This window comes from Pseudomonas chlororaphis (genome assembly GCF_001921865.1).
Classification (GTDB): Bacteria; Pseudomonadota; Gammaproteobacteria; order Pseudomonadales; family Pseudomonadaceae; genus Aquipseudomonas; species Aquipseudomonas chlororaphis_D.
This window is the reverse complement of the sequence record NZ_MSCT01000020.1, coordinates 245790-264684: the sequence shown is the minus strand read 5'-3', so window position 1 is coordinate 264684 and position 18895 is coordinate 245790. Positions and strand designations below refer to the sequence as shown.

Annotated in this window: 20 protein-coding genes and 1 other RNA gene; 16 read left to right on the top strand and 5 right to left on the bottom strand. The window is 59.8% G+C overall.

The features are described from left to right. Positions 1–49: 49 nt before the first annotated feature. Positions 50–1087, bottom strand: coding sequence for an NADP(H)-dependent aldo-keto reductase (locus tag BTN82_RS24205; RefSeq protein WP_075121599.1), 1038 nt, complete (start codon positions 1085–1087; stop codon positions 50–52). A 245-nt stretch (positions 1088–1332) separates the two neighbouring features. On the opposite strand from BTN82_RS24205, the gene rplM reads away from it, so the two are divergent. The 7 genes from rplM (at position 1333) to BTN82_RS24170 (ending at position 6214) form a co-directional block, all read left to right on the top strand. Further along, the gene (gene rplM / locus BTN82_RS24200) at positions 1333–1761 is read left to right on the top strand and encodes a 50S ribosomal protein L13 (RefSeq protein ID WP_007928449.1); all 429 of its coding nucleotides are present in this window, start codon (positions 1333–1335) and stop codon (positions 1759–1761) included. A 14-nt stretch (positions 1762–1775) separates the two neighbouring features. After that, complete coding sequence (gene rpsI, locus BTN82_RS24195; protein ID WP_003228056.1) at positions 1776–2168, top strand: 30S ribosomal protein S9; 393 nt, start codon at positions 1776–1778, stop codon at positions 2166–2168. Positions 2169–2425: 257 nt separating this feature from the next. Beyond that, a complete protein-coding gene (gene petA, locus BTN82_RS24190) occupies positions 2426–3019 on the top strand; it encodes a ubiquinol-cytochrome c reductase iron-sulfur subunit (RefSeq protein ID WP_007928454.1) in 594 nt (197 codons plus the stop codon). Continuing rightward, the gene (locus BTN82_RS24185) at positions 3019–4230 is read left to right on the top strand and encodes a cytochrome b (protein ID WP_038635006.1); all 1212 of its coding nucleotides are present in this window, start codon (positions 3019–3021) and stop codon (positions 4228–4230) included. The genes petA and BTN82_RS24185 overlap by 1 nt, the downstream gene beginning before the upstream one ends. Further along, entirely contained in the window at positions 4230–5012 is a 783-nt protein-coding gene (locus BTN82_RS24180) for a cytochrome c1 (protein WP_075121598.1), read from the top strand. Before BTN82_RS24185 ends, BTN82_RS24180 begins: the two co-directional genes overlap by 1 nt. A 151-nt stretch (positions 5013–5163) precedes the next feature. Then, positions 5164–5781 carry a glutathione S-transferase N-terminal domain-containing protein gene (locus BTN82_RS24175; protein ID WP_075121597.1) on the top strand — a complete coding sequence of 206 codons (618 nt, stop codon included), beginning with the start codon at positions 5164–5166 and terminating at the stop codon, positions 5779–5781. A 16-nt stretch (positions 5782–5797) separates the two neighbouring features. Beyond that, positions 5798–6214 carry a ClpXP protease specificity-enhancing factor gene (locus BTN82_RS24170; protein ID WP_075121596.1) on the top strand — a complete coding sequence of 139 codons (417 nt, stop codon included), beginning with the start codon at positions 5798–5800 and terminating at the stop codon, positions 6212–6214. Positions 6215–6268: 54 nt separating this feature from the next. Here BTN82_RS24170 and BTN82_RS24165 read toward each other — a convergent pair whose 3' ends face one another. The 4 genes from BTN82_RS24165 to BTN82_RS24150 form a co-directional block, all read right to left on the bottom strand. Continuing rightward, positions 6269–6850, bottom strand: a complete 582-nt coding sequence (locus BTN82_RS24165) for a BON domain-containing protein (RefSeq protein ID WP_075121595.1) — start codon at positions 6848–6850, stop codon at positions 6269–6271. Further along, positions 6847–7440, bottom strand: a complete 594-nt coding sequence (locus BTN82_RS24160) for a phosphoheptose isomerase (protein ID WP_075121594.1) — start codon at positions 7438–7440, stop codon at positions 6847–6849. Before BTN82_RS24160 ends, BTN82_RS24165 begins: the two co-directional genes overlap by 4 nt. 107 nt (positions 7441–7547) lie before the next feature. After that, entirely contained in the window at positions 7548–7919 is a 372-nt protein-coding gene (locus BTN82_RS24155) for a YraN family protein (RefSeq protein ID WP_075121593.1), read from the bottom strand. Beyond that, positions 7919–9730, bottom strand: coding sequence for a penicillin-binding protein activator (locus tag BTN82_RS24150; RefSeq protein WP_075121592.1), 1812 nt, complete (start codon positions 9728–9730; stop codon positions 7919–7921). Before BTN82_RS24150 ends, BTN82_RS24155 begins: the two co-directional genes overlap by 1 nt. A 237-nt stretch (positions 9731–9967) precedes the next feature. On the opposite strand from BTN82_RS24150, the gene rsmI reads away from it, so the two are divergent. From rsmI to mraY, 9 genes are all read left to right on the top strand, one after another. Then, the gene (gene rsmI / locus BTN82_RS24145) at positions 9968–10822 is read left to right on the top strand and encodes a 16S rRNA (cytidine(1402)-2'-O)-methyltransferase (RefSeq protein ID WP_186828454.1); all 855 of its coding nucleotides are present in this window, start codon (positions 9968–9970) and stop codon (positions 10820–10822) included. A 73-nt stretch (positions 10823–10895) separates the two neighbouring features. After that, positions 10896–11249: RNase P RNA component class A (gene rnpB, locus BTN82_RS24140), an RNA gene on the top strand. Positions 11250–11557: 308 nt separating this feature from the next. Then, positions 11558–12013, top strand: coding sequence for a division/cell wall cluster transcriptional repressor MraZ (gene mraZ, locus BTN82_RS24135; protein ID WP_007917012.1), 456 nt, complete (start codon positions 11558–11560; stop codon positions 12011–12013). Beyond that, complete coding sequence (rsmH, locus tag BTN82_RS24130) at positions 12010–12957, top strand: 16S rRNA (cytosine(1402)-N(4))-methyltransferase RsmH (RefSeq protein WP_075121590.1); 948 nt, start codon at positions 12010–12012, stop codon at positions 12955–12957. Before mraZ ends, rsmH begins: the two co-directional genes overlap by 4 nt. Continuing rightward, positions 12954–13247 carry a cell division protein FtsL gene (gene ftsL, locus BTN82_RS24125; protein WP_058437383.1) on the top strand — a complete coding sequence of 98 codons (294 nt, stop codon included), beginning with the start codon at positions 12954–12956 and terminating at the stop codon, positions 13245–13247. Before rsmH ends, ftsL begins: the two co-directional genes overlap by 4 nt. Then, the gene (locus BTN82_RS24120) at positions 13247–14971 is read left to right on the top strand and encodes a peptidoglycan D,D-transpeptidase FtsI family protein (RefSeq protein ID WP_186828453.1); all 1725 of its coding nucleotides are present in this window, start codon (positions 13247–13249) and stop codon (positions 14969–14971) included. The genes ftsL and BTN82_RS24120 overlap by 1 nt, the downstream gene beginning before the upstream one ends. Further along, the gene (locus tag BTN82_RS24115) at positions 14971–16434 is read left to right on the top strand and encodes a UDP-N-acetylmuramoyl-L-alanyl-D-glutamate--2,6-diaminopimelate ligase (RefSeq protein WP_075121588.1); all 1464 of its coding nucleotides are present in this window, start codon (positions 14971–14973) and stop codon (positions 16432–16434) included. The genes BTN82_RS24120 and BTN82_RS24115 overlap by 1 nt, the downstream gene beginning before the upstream one ends. Continuing rightward, complete coding sequence (gene murF, locus BTN82_RS24110; RefSeq protein WP_075121587.1) at positions 16427–17809, top strand: UDP-N-acetylmuramoyl-tripeptide--D-alanyl-D-alanine ligase; 1383 nt, start codon at positions 16427–16429, stop codon at positions 17807–17809. Before BTN82_RS24115 ends, murF begins: the two co-directional genes overlap by 8 nt. Next, complete coding sequence (mraY, locus tag BTN82_RS24105) at positions 17809–18891, top strand: phospho-N-acetylmuramoyl-pentapeptide-transferase (protein ID WP_075121586.1); 1083 nt, start codon at positions 17809–17811, stop codon at positions 18889–18891. Before murF ends, mraY begins: the two co-directional genes overlap by 1 nt. Positions 18892–18895: the final 4 nt, after the last annotated feature.

Genomic DNA, 18895 nt, shown 5'->3' with positions numbered 1-18895 from the left:
CCCGCGACGCGGACATCGCGAGCAAGTTCGCTCCTACCAATGAAGTACCTTACGGCGCTGGGTTCGGGTGGTCCTTGTGAATCGCCTCGATCCCTGCCAGCACTTCGTCTGACAACTTCAGCTCGAAACTGGCGATGTTGCTGTCCAGTTGCTCGAGGGTGGTCGCGCCGATGATATTGCTGGTGACGAATGGCTGCCGGGTGACGAACGCCAACGCCATTTGCGCCGGGTCCAGGCCATGTTCGCGGGCTAGGGCCACATAACGGCTACAGGCTGCTTCCGATTGCGGGTTGAAGTAACGGCTGAAGCGGCTGTACAGGCTCAGACGACCTTTGGCCGGACGTGCGCCGCCTTCGTACTTGCCGGAGAGAAAGCCGAAGGCCAGGGGCGAGTAGGCCAGCAGTCCGCATTGTTCGCGAATGGCGATTTCCGCCAGGCCCACCTCGAAACTGCGGTTGAGCAGGTTGTAGGGGTTCTGGATCGATACTGCCCGTGGCCAGCCGCGGCTTTCGGCCAGGGCCAGGAACTTCATGGTGCCCCATGGGGTTTCGTTGGACAGGCCGATATGGCGGATCTTGCCGGCCTTGACCTGCTCGTCCAGGGCTTCGAGGGTTTCCTCCAGTGGGGTGAAGTCCTCTTCCTTGTGCTTGTAGCCCAGTTGACCGAAGAAGTTGGTGCTGCGCTCCGGCCAATGCAACTGGTAGAGGTCGATCCAGTCGGTCTGCAGGCGCTTGAGGCTGGCGTCCACGGCTTCGACTATGTGCTTGCGGTTGTGCTTGAGCTGTTTGTCGCGAATGTAGTCGATGGTGTTGCCGGGGCCGGCGATCTTGCTCGCCAGGATCCAGTCGGCGCGATCACCGCGGGCCTTGAACCAATTACCGATGTAGCGCTCGGTGGTGGCATAGGTTTCGGCTTTTGGCGGCACAGGATACATCTCGGCGGTGTCGATGAAATTGATCCCGGCCGCCTTGGCTCGTTCGATCTGGGCGAAGGCCTCGGACTCGCTGTTCTGCTCGCCCCAGGTCATGGTTCCCAGGCAGATTGCACTCACGTTCAGGTCGGTCCGGCCTAGCTGGCGATAGTCCATCGGGTGCTCCTTCGGCAAAACAATCATAAAAGCAGGTTGAATTTTTTTTCGCAATCTGCATAATTCCGCAGCTCTTTCTGCAGTGGAAGTGATGCGCCGCCTGCCGAAGAATCTTGCCGTATAACGGACGCGCTGACCCGAGCCCCCGATAGCGTCTGTATCCGGCTGCCTTTGACTTGTCAAAGTACGCACTATTCAGTAAGATCCGCCGTCTAATTTACAGGCGGCCCCTGAGGCTATAAAGAATGAAAACTTTTACTGCTAAACCGGAAACAGTTAAGCGCGACTGGTTTGTCGTCGACGCTGCTGGTCAGACCCTGGGTCGTCTGGCCACCGAAATCGCGAGCCGTCTGCGTGGCAAGCACAAGCCTGAGTACACACCTCACGTCGACACCGGCGACTACATCGTCGTGATCAACGCTGAGCAAGTACGTGTTACTGGCGCTAAGACCACTGACAAAATGTACTACTCCCACTCCGGTTTCCCGGGCGGCATCAAGTCGATCAACTTTGAAAAGCTGATCGCCAAGGCCCCTGAGCGCGTGATCGAGACCGCGGTAAAAGGCATGCTGCCTAAGAACCCGCTGGGTCGCGACATGTACCGTAAGCTGAAAGTCTATGCGGGCGCTGCTCACCCTCATACTGCTCAGCAGCCCCAAGAACTGAAGATTTAACGGAATAGTTCATTATGTCGGCGACTCAAAATTACGGCACTGGCCGTCGCAAGACTGCAACCGCACGCGTTTTCCTGCGTCCGGGCACTGGCAACATCTCCATCAACAATCGCTCCCTGGATAACTTCTTCGGCCGCGAAACTGCCCGCATGGTAGTTCGTCAGCCGCTGGAACTGACCGAGACCGTCGAGAAGTTCGACATCTACGTCACCGTTATCGGTGGTGGTGTGAGTGGCCAGGCTGGCGCAATCCGCCACGGCATCACTCGTGCTCTGATGGACTACGACGAAACTCTGCGCAGCGCTCTGCGTAAAGCTGGCTTCGTAACCCGCGACGCCCGTGAAGTTGAACGTAAGAAAGTCGGTCTGCGTAAAGCGCGTAAGCGTCCGCAGTACTCGAAGCGTTAATTCGCTTTCGCGTTCAAAAGAACGCCCAGCCTCCTTATGGAGCTGGGCGTTTTTTTATGGGCGACTATTTTGTAGTGTGACAACTTGCCACATCCGCAGAGCCCCTATACTACAGGGCCTGGAGCCGGGCCAGGTTGGTAATTACCTTGTCAGAGTAGGGGCTTTTCATTACCATTCGGCAAAATTTTTATAAGTTCAGATTTTTACTTAGTAGATGCCTGATTTAACAGGCCACAAAGCTGATGGGAGAGGACTGAATGAGCAATGACGGCGTGAATGCAGGCCGGCGTCGCTTCCTTGTAGCAGCTACATCCGTGGTGGGTGCTGCAGGAGCGGTGGGGGCTGCGGTCCCGTTCGTGGGGTCATGGTTTCCCAGTGCCAAGGCGAAAGCCGCAGGTGCACCGGTGAAAGTGAATATCAGCAAGATCGACCCAGGCCAGCAGATGATTGCTGAGTGGCGCGGTCAGCCGGTATTTATCGTCCGCCGCACGCAGGAGATCCTGGGGAATCTCAAGAAAATCGAGGGTCAGCTGTCCGACCCAGACTCCAAGAACTCTGTTCAACCAACCTACGTCGACCCGGAAGTGCGTTCGATCAAGCCAGAGATCCTGCTGCTGATCGGTATCTGCACCCACCTGGGTTGTTCGCCGACCTTCCGCCCTGAAGTGGCGCCTGCGGATCTGGGCAAGGATTGGGTAGGTGGCTATTTCTGCCCTTGCCACGGTTCCCACTACGATCTGGCTGGCCGCGTCTACAAGTCGCAACCCGCGCCTTTGAACCTGCCAGTACCCCCGCATTCCTATGAGTCGGACGACCTTATTGTCATCGGCGTCGATACGGAGAAAGCGTGATGAGCAAGTTCATGGATTGGGTCGATGCGCGCTTCCCCGCGACCAAGATGTGGGAAGACCATCTCAGCAAGTATTACGCCCCGAAGAACTTCAACTTCTTCTACTTCTTTGGTTCCCTGGCTCTGCTGGTTCTGGTTAACCAGATCGTCACCGGTGTCTGGCTGACCATGAGCTACACCCCGTCGGCGGAGGAGGCTTTTGCTTCCGTCGAATACATCATGCGCGACGTTGAGTACGGCTCGATCCTGCGTCTGCTGCACTCCACCGGCGCTTCTGCGTTCTTCATCGTGGTCTACCTGCATATGTTCCGTGGCCTGCTCTACGGTTCGTACCAGAAGCCGCGTGAGCTGGTATGGCTGTTCGGCATGCTGATCTACCTGGCGCTGATGGCCGAAGCGTTCATGGGGTACCTGCTGCCTTGGGGGCAAATGTCCTACTGGGGCGCGCAGGTGATCATCTCGCTGTTCGGTGCGATCCCTGTCATCGGTAACGACCTGACCCAGTGGATTCGCGGCGACTACCTGATTTCCGGGATCACCCTGAACCGCTTCTTCGCCTTGCACGTAGTGGCCCTGCCGATTGTGATTCTCGGCCTGGTGGTGCTGCACATTCTGGCGCTGCACGAAGTCGGTTCGAACAACCCGGACGGCGTGGACATCAAGAAGCACAAGGATGAAAACGGCATACCGCTGGATGGCATTGCTTTCCATCCGTATTACACCGTGAAGGATATCGTCGGTGTGGTGGTGTTCCTGTTCATCTTCTGTTCGATCGTGTTCTTCTTCCCGGAAATGGGTGGTTATTTCCTCGAGAAACCGAACTTTGAACAAGCCAACCCGTTCAAGACGCCTGAGCATATTGCCCCGGTCTGGTACTTCACTCCGTTCTACGCGATTTTGCGCGCGGTTCCGGACAAGCTGCTGGGTGTGATCGCGATGGGCGCGGCAATCGCCGTGCTGTTCGTGCTGCCATGGCTGGACCGCAGCCCGGTTAAATCCATGCGCTACAAGGGCTGGCTGAGCAAGATCTGGCTGGTGGTGTTCTGCATCTCGTTCGTGATCCTGGGGATCCTGGGCGTGCTGGCACCGACTCCGGGCCGTACATTGCTGTCGCAGGTATGTACCTTCCTGTACTTCGCCTACTTCATTCTGATGCCGTTCTACACCAGGCTCGAGAAGACCAAACCGGTTCCGGAAAGGGTGACTGGCTGATGAAAAAGCTATTTGCTGTACTGATTCTTGCTGCTATGCCTGTACTGTCCTTTGCGGCCGAACACGGTGGCCCCGAGCTGGAAAAAGTCGACATCGACGTCTCCGACAAGGCCGCCATGCAAGATGGTGCGCGGACATTCGCCAACTACTGCATGGGTTGCCACAGTGCCAAGTTCCAGCGTTACGAGCGTGTCGCCGACGATCTGGGGATCCCTCACGATCTGATGCTGAGCAAGCTGGTATTCACTGGCGCGAAGATCGGCGACCACATGAACATCGGCATGCAGCCGGCTGACGCCAAGGCCTGGTTCGGCGCGGCTCCGCCCGACCTGACCCTGGTCGCCCGTGTGCGTGGCACCGACTGGCTCTATGGCTATCTGCACTCCTTCTATGAAGATCCGGCGCGCCCTTGGGGCGTGAACAACAAGGTCTTCCCGAACGTCGGCATGCCTAACGTTCTGGTTGGCCTGCAGGGTCGCCAGGTGGTGGGCTGCAAGCAGGTGCAGATCGTCGAGGACGGCAAGAAGCAATACGATCCGTTGACCGGAACTCCTCTGACTCACGAAGCCTGCGATCAGTTGACCGTGCTGCCAAAAACCGGTGCGCTCAACGAAGAGCAGTTCGATGAGAAGGTCAAGAACCTGGTGACTTTCCTGGCTTACTCGGCCAACCCGGTCAAGCTGGAGCATCAACGGATCGGCACCTATGTGTTACTGTATCTGGCCTTCTTCTTCGTGTTCGCCTATCTGCTCAAGCGCGAATACTGGAAAGACGTTCATTGATAAAGCTGTAATTCATTGCTGTTAATCGTGCGCGCCCAAGGGCGTCTCTGAAGGTGTAACGAGTCCGGTTCATCCGGGCGTTACGAGAGGCGCCCTCTGGGCGCGCTCGTTTTTCTGCTTCCGATAATTTCAACAAGCGAGGAGGACCGCCATGGGCGTGACCAATCGGTTGGCCTGTTACTCCGACCCCGCCGACCACTATTCCCACCGGGTACGTATCGTGCTCGCAGAGAAGGGTGTCAGCGCCGAGATCATCAGTGTGGAGGCGGGGCGTCAACCGCCGAAGCTGATCGAAGTGAACCCTTACGGCAGTTTGCCCACCCTGGTCGATCGCGACCTGGCGTTGTGGGAGTCGACTGTGGTGATGGAATACCTGGATGAGCGTTACCCGCACCCGCCCTTACTGCCGGTTTATCCTGTGGCGCGTGCCAACAGCCGTCTGCTGATCCATCGGATTCAGCGCGACTGGTGTGGGCTGGTGGACCAGATCCTGGATTCCCGGACCAAGGAGGCCGCTCGTGCCCAGGCTCGAAAAGAGTTGCGCGAGAGCCTGACCGGGGTTTCGCCGCTGTTCGCGGAGAAGCCGTTTTTCCTCAGTGAGGAACAAAGTCTGGTGGATTGCTGCCTATTGCCAATACTCTGGAGATTACCGATTCTGGGTATTGAATTGCCACGGCAAGCCAAGCCGTTGCTTGATTATATGGAGCGCCAGTTCGCCCGTGAGACGTTCCAGGCAAGCCTGTCTGGCGTCGAACGCGACATGCGCTAAGGCTTAAGGAGCCGCTATGAACTCCAGTCGACCTTATCTGGTCCGCGCGCTCTATGAGTGGATTGTGGACAACGATTGCACCCCGCATATGCTGGTTAATTCCGAATATCCGGCGGTACAGGTGCCTCAGGGTTTTGCCAGTGATGGGCAGATCGTCCTGAATATTTCGCCGAGTGCCGTGCGCCACCTGCACATGGACAATGAAGTGGTGACCTTCGAGGGGCGCTTCGGTGGCGTTCCCCATAGCCTGTACGTTCCTGTGCCGGCCATTCTGGGCATTTACGCTCGGGAGAATGGCCAAGGCATGGTGTTCGATCTGGAGTCGCCCGTGGATGACGAGGACGATGCGATCGAGGTGGACGATGATGTTCCGCCGCCGGACAGCGAGCCGCCGCGTCCAAGTGGCCGACCCAGCCTCAAAGTCGTGAAGTAATAAAAAAGGCGATCCATCCGGATCGCCTTTTTCATGTCTGGCTATCGGCCGGGATCAGTCGATGTATTCGAATACCTTGACGATTTTCTGTACCCCGGAAACGCTCTGTACCACATCGCTGGCGCGGGTGGCTTCCTGTCGGGTTACCAGGCCCATCAGATAGACGATACCGTTCTCGGTAATGATCTTGATACGCGAGTCCGGGACGTTGCTGTTGGTCAGCATCTGGGTCTTGATCTTGGTCGTCAGCAAGGCATCGTTGCTGATTGCCAGCAAAGTGATGGGTTGCATGATTTGCAGTTCATTATGCACTTTCTTTACGCGCTGTACGTTGCTGGCAGCTTGTTCGGCTGCGGCCTTGAGGTCTTCGCGCGGGGTTTGCCCAACGAGCAATACCACGCCGTTGAAGCTGGTCACGCCCACGCGCGAAGAGCCGTTGTCCAGGTCCGGGCTGGCTTTGGCAACGTTGACTTCAACCTTGGTCTTGATCAGCGAGTCATCGATCTTGCTGCCGAAGGTACGGGTGCCGCGGTCGTCTTCGATCGGGCTTTCGCGGGTGGCGGTAATCACCGAGCTGCAACCGCTGATGCTCAAGACTAGGGTCAGGGCCAGTAGGCCAAGGCGATTAGGGGTCATTCTTCACTCCCGAACAGTTGGCTGTCGATCAAGTCGCAGAGGCAGTGGATCGCCAGCAGGTGGACTTCTTGAATGCGTGCGGTGACGTGGGCGGGGACGCGAATCTCGACGTCTTCCGGCAAGAGCAGCGAAGCCATGCCGCCGCCGTCGCGCCCGGTCAAGGCTACGACAATCATTTCGCGATCATGTGCGGCCTGGATCGCTTGAATGATGTTCGCCGAATTGCCGCTGGTGGAAATGGCCAGCAAGACATCGCCGGGCTGGCCCAGGGCGCGAATCTGTTTGGAAAAGACTTCGTTGTAGCTGTAATCGTTGGCGATCGAGGTGATCGTCGAGCTGTCGGTGGTCAGTGCGATGGCTGGCAGGCTCGGGCGCTCACGTTCGAAGCGGTTGAGCAGCTCGGAAGAGAAGTGCTGGGCGTCGCCGGCCGAGCCGCCGTTGCCGCAGGACAACATTTTCCCTTCGTTGAGCAGTGCGTTGACCATGACTTGGCTGGCTTGCTCGATGTGCGGTGCAAGTACGTCCATCGCCTGCTGCTTGGTGTCGATACTGGCCTGAAAAAGCTGGCGAATTCGGGATTGCATGTCCATCTGTGTGACCTTAAGTAGCGCGGCTTTCTGGCACGTGAGAGTGCTGCCCGCAAAGCAAAGAGCAAAAATGTTGAGTGAAAATGTCCGGCTCGGCCCGAGAGCGTCGATCAGCTGTCAAAGGCATTCCGTAGCCAGTTCAAATGAGTTGTCGTGCCTGGGGCGCCGTCTATGGCGACCACATCGAAGCGGCAGGGGTGGTTGGACCAGCGCGATTCGCGCTGCAGGAAAAGCTGTGCGGCGAGTATCAGTTTCTGACGCTTGCGTGCGTCGATGCTGCCCAGTGCGCCACCCCATTGCGTGTGTTGTCTGTAGCGGACTTCGACGAATACTACTGTATCGCCGTCAAGCATGACCAGATCAAGCTCGCCGCCTTTGCACAACCAGTTCTGCGCCAGCAGGCGCAACCCCTGTTGTTCAAGATGCCGAAGCGCGTGGGCTTCGGCATCCTGGCCGCTTTGCTGGCGAGATCTCTGTGGCATTAACGCGGCGTGTCGGGCAGGCGAGTGACCTGGCCGCTGACGAACTCGGCCCACGGCAGCTGGCGTTGTACGCGTTGGCTGGGGCTCATGCTCAGGCTGCCCGACAGACCTTCGATACGGCTATCCGGCAGGGCCTTGAGTTGTCCCAGGCTCGGTGCCAGGCGGTAGGCATCGGCGCCCATTGCATACAGTCGGCCCAGGCTGCCGCCGGCTTGTGGCCATTGTGCCGCGACCTGTTTGCGCAGTGGGTCGTTGGCGTCCAGTAGCCAGGGTGTTTCGCAGAAGCGTACGCCGTTCATATCGTTGTACTGATTCTGGTCGCCGCTGGCGCTGAATACGTGGGAGGTGGCGTAGACCGGTACATCGCCGGCGTATTGGAAATTCAGGGTCGGCTTGATCTGTTGCGCCTGTTGCGGAGTGGAGGCCAGGAAGATGAATTCGATGTCCTGGCGACGCGAAGGCTGTGCGGCTACTTGAGTTCCGGCGGCATTTTGCAGGCTCTTGGCGCGGGCCTCGCTCTGGCGCAGTTGGAACAGATCGGCGATCTGCTGGGCCAGGGCGACCGGCTGATCGACGCGTTCGATACCGACCACGCTGCCACCGTTGGTTTCCCAGTCCTGACGGAACGCCTTGAGCACGCGGTCGCCCCATTCGCCGCGGGGTACCAGGACGGCGGCGCGGTGCAGGCCATCGGCACGGGCGCGGCGCGAGACTTCGCGCGCTTCGTCTTCGGCGGCCAAGCCGAACTGGAACAGTTGTGCGGGGCCTTGTTCGCCTTCGCTGTAGTTCAGGGCCAGGGTGGTGATGGGCAGTTGCGGGCGAGCGGCGAGCTGTTTGACCAGCGGCTTTTCCAACGGCCCGACGACCAGTTGCACGCCATCGGCCTGGGCCTTGCGATAGAAGTCGTCCAGCGAGGTCAGGCGCGAGCTGTCGTAGAACTCGATGCTTGGTGCTTTCTGTCCGGCTTGCTGGGCCTGGTAGTGCGCGGCCATGAAGCCGTCGCGCAGTGCCTTGGAAACCGCGGCCAGCGGGCCGTCTTGCGGCAGCAACAGGGCAATCTTCGACAACGGCTGGCTGGCCAGCTCCTTGAGCTTGGTCAGCGGCAGCGGCAATTGAATGGCGGCCGGATGTTTAGGGTTTTGCGCGCGCCAGTTGTCGATCGCGGCCTGCTGCTGTTCCAGGGTGCCGGCCGTCTTTACCGCCAAGGCCAGGCTCATCCAGCCGCCCAAGTCATCGTTGCTGACAGCCTGCAGTTGGTCAGTGGGCAAGCTGGCAATCAATGCCCAGATGGCTTCGTGGTTCTTGCTGGCGGCATCGCCCTTGAGCAGCGGGGCAATGAAAATGCGTTCCCGCGCTGCGGCAAGCGCCTGGCCGTCAGCCTCAAGTGCGCGAGCATGAACGGTGCCGGTGCGAATCTGCTGGTCTTCCGGCAGTTCGCTCAGGCGTTGCAGGCTCGGGTGGCTCAGGGCTGTGAGGGCGGCCTTGGGCTGGTTGCGGCTCATGGCCAGTTCCGCTGCCAGGGTGCTGGCGAAGACCTGTTGGCCGGGCTTGAGTTGTTCCATCGGCACTTGTTGCAGGATTTGTGCGGCCTGGCCGGGGTTGCCCTGGCGATAGGCCAAGTCGGCGGCGCTCAAGCGCAGCAGCGCGGCCTTGTCGGGCGTTTTGCTGTTAGCGGCCTGCTCGAGCAGTTGCTCGATACTGGCATCCGGGGTCCGTGGAAGTTCGCCAAGGCTGGAGGAGGGCGAGCTGGCGCAGGCCGCCAGAAGGACGGCGAGGCAGAGGGCAGAGAACAGCCGCAGGCAAGCGATCATGTAAGTGTTCCTGATACTCGATCAAATTAACGTGGAATTGTACCCAAGCACTGGCCGGGGCGCGATGTTACTGGCAATAAAGCCTCTATTTTAGGTCGTGCAAATGTTGCGGCGCTTCGCAGCGGCAGGCGATGTCATGGGCGCAAAGGGCCTGCGACACGCATTCCCAAGGCTTCTACGCGCTACAATGTGGCTTTTACCGATCAAGAGGTGTGCGCTTTGACTGCTCCAGGTCCTTTGAATTCCGCTGCTGGCTCGCTTTATGTGGTGGCGACGCCCATCGGCAACCTGGACGACATCAGCGCCCGGGCCTTGAAGATTTTGCGAGAGGTGGCCCTGGTCGCGGCCGAAGACACGCGCCACTCGCAGCGCCTGATGCAACACTTCGGGATTTCCACGCCGCTGGCCGCCTGCCATGAACATAACGAACGGGATGAAGGTAGTCGCTTTCTGACGCGCTTGTTGGCGGGGGACGATGTGGCGCTGATTTCCGATGCGGGCACGCCGCTGATCTCTGATCCGGGTTACCACTTGGTGCGTCAGGCTCGGGCTGCGGGCATCAGTGTCGTTCCGGTTCCGGGGGCTTGTGCATTGATCGCTGCCTTGTCGGCGGCGGGACTGCCTTCCGACCGTTTCATTTTCGAAGGGTTTCTGCCAGCCAAGACAGTGGGGCGCCGCGGGCGTCTTGAGCTGTTGAGGGAAGAGCCGCGTACGCTGATTTTCTATGAGGCCCCGCATCGGATTCTTGAGTGTCTGCAGGATATGGAACAGGTGTTCGGTGGAGAGCGTCCGGCATTGCTGGCCCGGGAGTTGACCAAGACCTTTGAAACCCTCAAGGGGCTGCCGCTTGCCGAGTTGCGAGCTTTCGTCGAGGCGGACAGCAATCAGCAGCGTGGCGAATGCGTGGTGTTGGTGGCCGGTTGGTCGGCGCTGGAAAGCGACGAGGCGGTGAGTGGCGAGGCGATACGAGTTCTCGATCTGCTGCTCAAGGAGATGCCGCTCAAGCGGGCCGCGGCGTTGGCGGCGGAAATTACCGGCGTGCGCAAGAATGTTCTCTATCAGGTGGCGCTGGATAAACAGAAAGGTGAGTAAAGCTGTTTGGTGGAGTGGCAAAAGGCTTTTAGCGCTTGTTCTTCCGCCGCTCTGCCGTTAACCTGCGCGGCGGAGAGTCGATTGGACAGTCGCTGCCCTCTATGAAAATTAGAGGGGGGAGGAAAGTCCGGGCTCCATAGGGCGGAGTGCCAGGTAATGCCTGGGAGGCGTGAGCCTACGGAAAGTGCCACAGAAAATAACCGCCTAAGCACTTCGGTGCCGGTAAGGGTGAAAAGGTGCGGTAAGAGCGCACCGCACGTCTGGCAACAGTTCGTGGCTAGGTAAACCCCACTCGGAGCAAGACCAAATAGGGTTCCAAGGCGTGGCCCGCGCTGGAACCGGGTAGGTTGCTAAAGACGTCCAGCGATGGCCGTCGTAGAGGAATGACTGTCCTCGACAGAACCCGGCTTACAGATCGACTCTCCACCTTTTCCCTCCCTGCTTGAATCAATAGCAGAAGCGCATTTGTAATACCGAAAAGATCTTACTCTTAACAAATTACTTTAACTTCACGATACAGCTTCTTGAGCTGATTGAAGTTATTGCGTCAAATCCTTTGCCAAATTCCCGTTGCCCCTCCTTTTAGTCTCCTAAATCTCCGTTCTATAAGGCTTTTCCGTCGATCCGTGCCTTGACGGTGTGGTGGGCGCATTCCTATAGTGTGCGCAAGTGGCGGAAAGTGGCATGAAGTGGGTTTTTTTGACGTAAAACGCTAGAATTTGGAGAAACGCTGACGTGTTTCGCGGAGCTAACGCTATCAGTCTCGACGCAAAGGGCCGTCTCGCTATGCCGAGCCGGTACCGTGACGAGCTCGATTCGCGTAGTTCCGGGCAACTTATCGTCACCATCGATGCCGTTGATCCATGTTTGTGCGTTTACCCCCTCGACGAGTGGGAGATTATTGAAACCAAACTGCGTGCCCTGCCTTCGCTGCGTGAAGAAAACCGTCGCTTGCAGCGTTTGCTCATTGGTAATGCTGTCGACCTCGAACTCGATGGCAGTGGCCGTTTTCTGGTTCCGCCGCGTTTGCGCGAATACGCCAAGTTGGATAAGCGCGCAATGCTGGTAGGCCAACTGAACAAGTTCCAATTGTGGGACGAGGATGCCTGGAATGCAGTTTCTGCAGCGGACCTGGCAGCTATTCAACAACCGGGCGCCATGCCCGATGAACTGCGTGATTTGATCCTGTGACTATTGATAGCGGCTTTAACCACATCACCGTACTGCTTGACGAAGCCGTCGAGGCTCTCGCCGTACGTCCTGATGGCTGCTATCTGGATGGCACCTTCGGTCGCGGCGGTCATAGTCGTCTGATCCTCAGCAAGCTTGGGCCGGACGGTCGGCTGCTCGGATTCGACAAAGATCCTCAAGCGATTGCCACCGGGCAAGCGCTAGCGGCCGAAGACGGCCGCTTTGTCGTTGTGCAGCGCAGTTTTGCCGAGCTGGGTTCGGAAGTGGCCGAGCGTGCTCTGGACGGCAAGGTCAGCGGCGTACTCCTCGACCTCGGCGTGTCGTCCCCGCAGCTCGACGACCCTGAGCGCGGCTTCAGCTTTCTCAACGACGGCCCCCTGGATATGCGTATGGACCCGTCCCGCGGTATCAGCGCGGCGGAGTTCGTCAATACTGCGCCGGTGGAAGAAATCGCCCGGGTATTCAAGGAATATGGCGAAGAGCGTTTTTCCGGCCGCATGGCCCGCGCCGTTGCCGAGCGTCGCGACATCAAGCCGTTCGAGCGCACCGCCGATCTGGCTGAAGTCCTGAAAGTCGCCAACCCAGCATGGGAAAAAGGTAAGAACCCGGCTACCCGTGCCTTCCAGGGTTTGCGCATTCACGTCAACAACGAACTGGGCGATCTGGAAGCGGGCCTGGACGCCGCGTTGGAAAGCCTGGAAATCGGCGGTCGCTTGGTGGTCATCAGCTTCCACTCCCTGGAAGACCGCATCGTCAAGCTGTTCATGCGCAAGCTGGTGAAGGGCGAGGCGGATAACCTGCCTCGCAACCTGCCTGTGCGCCACGTGGCCTTCGAGCCGAAAATCAAAGTCCATGGCAAAGCGCAGACGGCCTCCGATGCCGAACTCAAAGCCAACCCACGTGCCCGCAGTGCTGTCATGCGTGTTGCGGAGAAGTTGCGGTGAGCAAGCTTTTCGCCAAGCCACTTCCAGGCGGAAGCTTTTTCATGCTTCTGCTGTTTATAGGCGTCCTGGTGTCCGCGATTGCGGTGTCCTATAGCGCCCACTGGAACCGTCAGCTGCTCAATACGCTGTACGGTGAGCTGAGTGTGCGCGACAAGGCTCAGGCTGAATGGGGGCGGTTGATTCTCGAGCAGAGTACCTGGACCGCCCATAGCCGAATCGAAGTGCTGGCCACCGAGCAGCTGAAAATGCGTATTCCCGGCGCGGCGGAAGTCCGGATGGTGGCGCCATGATGAAGCTTGAAGGCGCACTCTTTCCCTGGCGGTTCCGCCTGGTGCTGGGGCTGCTCGGCGTCATGGTGGCGGCTATTGCCTGGCGTATCATCGATCTGCAAGTAGTCGATCGCGACTTCCTCAAGGGGCAGGGCGATGCGCGCAGCGTTCGGCATATACCGATCCCGGCACACCGTGGCTTGATTACCGACCGTAATGGCGAGCCGCTGGCGGTCAGTACGCCAGTGACCACCTTGTGGGCCAACGCCAAGGAAATGCAGCTGGCCAAGGACAAGTGGCCGGCGTTGGCTGCTGCCCTGGGGCAAGACCCCAAGGCGCTGGCCGAGCGCCTCGAAGCGCAAGCCAATAAAGAGTTCATCTATCTGGTGCGTGGCTTGACGCCGGAGCAAGGGCAGCAGGTTCTCGATCTCAAGGTGCCGGGCGTTTATGGCATCGAAGAGTTCCGGCGTTTTTACCCGGCCGGTGAAGTGACCGCGCACATGGTCGGTTTTACCGACATCGACGACCGCGGCCGCGAAGGTGTCGAGTTGGCCTATGACGAGTGGTTGGCCGGGGTCGCCGGCAAGCGCCAGGTCATCAAGGACCGGCGCGGCAGACTGATCAAGGATGTCCAGGTGACCAAGAACGCCAAGGCCGGCAAGCCCTTGGCGTTGTCGATTGACCTGCGCCTGCAATATCTGGCCAACCGCGAGTTGCGTAACGCCATTGTCGAGAACGGCGCCAAGGCCGGCAGCCTGGTCATCATGGACGTGAAGACTGGCGAGATCCTGGCGATGGTCAACCAGCCGACCTACAACCCGAACAACCGTCGCAACCTGCAACCGGCGATGATGCGCAACCGCGCCATGATCGACGTATTCGAGCCGGGTTCGACCATGAAAGCCATCTCCATGAGCGCGGCGCTGGAAACCGGTCGCTGGAAACCGAGCGATACCGTCGAGGTTTATCCGGGCACGTTGCAGATCGGCAAATACACCATTCGCGACGTATCCAAGAGCGAAGGCGCAGTACTCGACCTGACCGGAATTCTGATCAATTCCAGTAACGTCGGCATGAGCAAGATCGCCTTCGATATCGGCGGCGAAGCCATCTTCCGCCTGGCCCAGAAGATCGGTCTTGGCCAGGACACCGGCCTGGGCTTCCCGGGCGAGCGGGTCGGCAACCTGCCGAACTATCGCGAGTGGCGCAAGGCTGAAACGGCCACGCTGTCTTACGGCTATGGCATTTCGGTAACGGCGATCCAGTTGGTTCACGCGTTCTCGGCGCTGGCCAATAACGGTCGTATCGCGCCGCTGACACTGATCAAAACCGACAAGACGCCGGAGACCACCCAGGTGATTCCGGAAAAGGTCGCCAAGACCATGCAAGGCATGCTGCAGCAGGTGATCGAGGCTCCGCGCGGCGTATTCCGTGCCCAGGTGCCGGCTTATCACGTGGCCGGCAAGAGTGGTACCGCGCGCAAGACGTCGGTGGGTACCAAGGGTTATGCCGAAAACTCCTACCGTTCGCTGTTCGCCGGTTTCGGGCCGATGAGCGATCCGCGCTACGCCATCGTCGTGGTGATCGACGAGCCGAGCAAGGCCGGTTATTTCGGTGGCCTGGTCTCGGCTCCGGTGTTCAGCAAAGTGATGTCCGGCACCCTGCGACTGATGAATATCTCGCCGGACAACCTGCCGCCGACCCAACAAGCCAACGCGGCGCCAGCTAAAGGAGGGCGCGGCTGATGTCTCTTAGCCTGAACAAGATTTTCGCCCACGCTGGCCGCGATCTGCTGATTCGCGAGTTGGCCCTGGACAGCCGCAATGTGCGTGCGGGCGATCTGTTTCTCGCGGTTCCCGGCGGCAAGTTCGACGGGCGTGCGCACATCGCCGATGCCTTGCAGCGCGGGGCGGCCGCCGTGGCTTATGAAGTCGAGGGCGCTACCGTCCTGCCGATCACCGATGTGCCGCTGATTCCGGTCAAAGGCCTGGCGGCGCAGTTGTCGGATATCGCCGGGCGTTTTTATGGCGACCCTAGCCGCAGCCTCAATCTGATTGGCGTGACCGGTACCAACGGCAAGACCAGCGTGACCCAGTTGGTGGCGCAGGCGCTGGATCTGTTGGGCCAGCGTTGCGGCATTGTCGGCACCCTCGGCAGCGGCTTCTATGGCGCGCTGCAAAGCGGGATGCACACCACGCCGAACCCGATCGCCGTGCAGGCGACCCTGGCCGACCTGAAAAAGGCCGGCGCCAAGGCCGCGGCGATGGAAGTCTCGTCCCATGGTCTCGATCAGGGGCGTGTCAGCGCGCTGGCCTTCGATGTGGCGGTGCTGACCAACTTGTCTCGCGACCATCTGGACTACCACGGCACCATGGAGGCCTACGGCGCCGCCAAGGCCAAGCTGTTCGGCTGGACTGACTTGGCTTGCCGGGTCATCAACCTCGACGACGAGTTCGGTCGGCAATTGGCCGGGGAAGAACAGGAATCGCGGCTTATTACCTATAGCCTCGAGGATCCTTGCGCCTATCTGTATTGCCGCGAAGCGCAGTTCGGCGACGAAGGCGTGCGCGCGACCCTGGTGACCCCGCAGGGCGAGCATCATCTGCGCAGCACCCTGCTGGGCCGTTTCAACCTGAGCAACGTACTGGCGGCAGTCGGCGCCTTGCTCGGCCTGGACTATGCCCTCGACGAAATCCTTCACGTGCTGCCGAAGCTGGAAGGTCCGGCCGGCCGCATGCAACGCCTGGGAGGCGGTTCGCAGCCGCTGGTGGTGGTCGATTACGCCCACACCCCGGATGCCTTGGAAAAAGTATTGCTGGCCCTGCGTCCTCACGCCAAGGGCCGCTTGCTGTGCCTGTTCGGTTGTGGCGGCGATCGCGACCGCGGCAAGCGTCCGTTGATGGCCGAGGTGGTCGAGCGCCTGGCCGACGGCGTGCTGGTCACCGACGACAACCCGCGTACGGAAGATCCGGCACAGATCTTCGACGACATTCGCGCCGGCTTCAGTGCCGTGGACAAGGTCGACTTCGTTGCCGGTCGCGGGCTGGCCATCGCCCAACTGGTTGCCAGTGCGGCGGCGGACGACGTTATCGTCCTGGCGGGTAAAGGCCATGAGGACTATCAGGAAATCAACGGCGTGCGGCTGGACTTCTCCGATCTGGTGGAAGCCGACCGGGCGCTGACCGCATGGGAGGTGGCCCATGCTTAAGGCCTTGAAACTCAGCGAACTCATCGGGCCATTGGCTGGCCGCCTGCTGGCTGGCGATTGCAGCTTCGACGGCGTGAGCATCGACAGCCGGGCGATCAAGCCGGGCCAGCTCTTTATTGCGCTGGCCGGCCCGCGCTTCGACGGCCATGACTATTTGAATGAAGTCGCGGCCAAGGGCGCGGTGGGTGCTCTGGTCGAGCGCGAAGTGCCCGATAGCACGCTGCCGCAATTGCTGGTCAGCGATACCCGGCAGGCTCTCGGCCAACTGGGGGCGTTGAATCGTGCCGCGTTCACCCGGCCGGTCGCGGCGATTACCGGTTCCAGCGGCAAGACCACGGTCAAGGAGATGCTCGCCAGCATCCTGCGGACCCGCGGCCCGGTGCTGGCCACTCGCGGCAACCTGAACAACGACCTGGGTGCGCCACTGACCCTGCTGGAACTGGCCCCGAAGCACACCGCGGCAGTGATCGAGCTGGGCGCCTCGCGCATCGGCGAAATTGCCTACACCGTGGCGATGACCAAACCGCAGGTCGCCGTCATTAATAATGCCGGTACCGCCCATGTCGGCGAATTTGGTGGGCCAGAAAAAATCGTCGAAGCCAAGGGCGAGATCCTCGAGGGGCTGGATACTTCCGGTATCGCCGTGCTCAACCTCGACGACAAGGCCTTCCCGATCTGGAAAGCCCGCGCCAACGGCCGTCAGGTGCTGAGTTTCGCCCTGAGCAATACGGCTGCCGATTTCTATGCCTCGGCTATCGAACGCGATGTCCGTGGCTGCCCGAATTTCACGCTGCACGCCGGTAACGGCGCCGAGCGGGTCCAATTGAACCTGTTGGGCACTCATAACGTCGCCAATGCCTTGGCTGCTGCCGCTGCTGCCCATGCCTTGGGCGTGTCGTTGTTCGGCATCGCCACCGGCCTCAATGCGGTACAGCCGGTCAAGGGTCGTACCGTCGCACAACTGACGAAAAACGGCATGCGGGTGATCGACGACACCTACAACGCGAACCCCACCTCAATGTGCGCCGCCGTTGATATACTCGCCGGCTTTTCCGGCCGCACCGTCCTGGTGCTCGGAGATATCGGCGAGTTGGGCGATTGGGCGGAGCAGGGGCACCGCGATGTGGGTGCTTATGCCGCTGGCAAGGTGTCGGCGCTCTACGCCGTGGGCCCGATGATGGCCCATGCGGTCGCGGCCTTCGGTGAGCACGGCCAACACTTCGCCAGCCAGGCCGAGCTGATCGCAGCCCTGGGCGCCGAGCAAGATACAAACACCACTATTTTGATCAAGGGATCGCGCAGCGCGGTGATGGAAAACATCGTCGCGGCTTTGTGTGGTTCCCATCTTCAAGAAAAAAACGGAGAGAAACATTAATGCTGCTGCTGCTAGCGGAGTACCTGCAACAGTTCTACAAAGGCTTCGCGGTCTTTCAGTACCTGACCCTGCGCGGGATTCTCGGAGTACTGACTGCACTGGTGCTGTCCTTGTGGCTGGGGCCGTGGATGATCCGCACCTTGCAGAACCGCCAGATTGGCCAGGCTGTGCGTAACGATGGGCCGCAATCGCACTTGTCCAAGTCGGGTACCCCGACCATGGGCGGCGCGTTGATCCTTTCGGCCATCGGTGTCAGCACCCTGCTGTGGGCGGACCTGAGCAACCGTTATGTGTGGGTGGTGCTGCTGGTCACCCTGCTGTTCGGCGCCATTGGCTGGGTCGACGACTATCGCAAGGTCATCGAGAAAAACTCCCGTGGCCTGCCTAGCCGCTGGAAGTATTTCTGGCAGTCGGTGTTTGGCCTGGGCGCGGCGATCTTCCTGTATGTCACCGCGCAAACCCCGGTCGAAACCACCTTGCTGATCCCGATGCTCAAGGATTTCAGCATTCCGCTGGGTATTGGTTTCGTGGTCCTGACCTACTTCGTGATTGTCGGCTCCAGCAACGCGGTCAACCTGACCGACGGCCTCGACGGCCTGGCGATCATGCCGACCGTGATGGTGGGCGGCGCCCTGGGCATCTTCTGCTACCTGTCGGGTAACGTGAAGTTCGCCGAATACCTGCTGATTCCTTATGTGCCGGGCGCGGGCGAGCTGATTGTGTTCTGCGGCGCGCTGATCGGTGCCGGCCTGGGCTTCCTGTGGTTCAACACCTATCCGGCTCAAGTCTTCATGGGTGACGTCGGCGCGCTGGCCCTGGGCGCGGCCCTGGGCACCATCGCGGTGATCGTCCGTCAGGAAATCGTCCTGTTCATCATGGGCGGCGTATTCGTGATGGAAACCCTGTCGGTGGTCATCCAGGTTGCCTCCTTCAAGCTGACCGGCCGTCGCGTATTCCGTATGGCGCCGATTCACCACCACTTTGAACTCAAGGGCTGGCCCGAGCCGCGTGTGATCGTCCGTTTCTGGATCATCACCGTGATTCTCGTGCTGATCGGCCTTGCCACCCTGAAGCTGAGGTAGAACG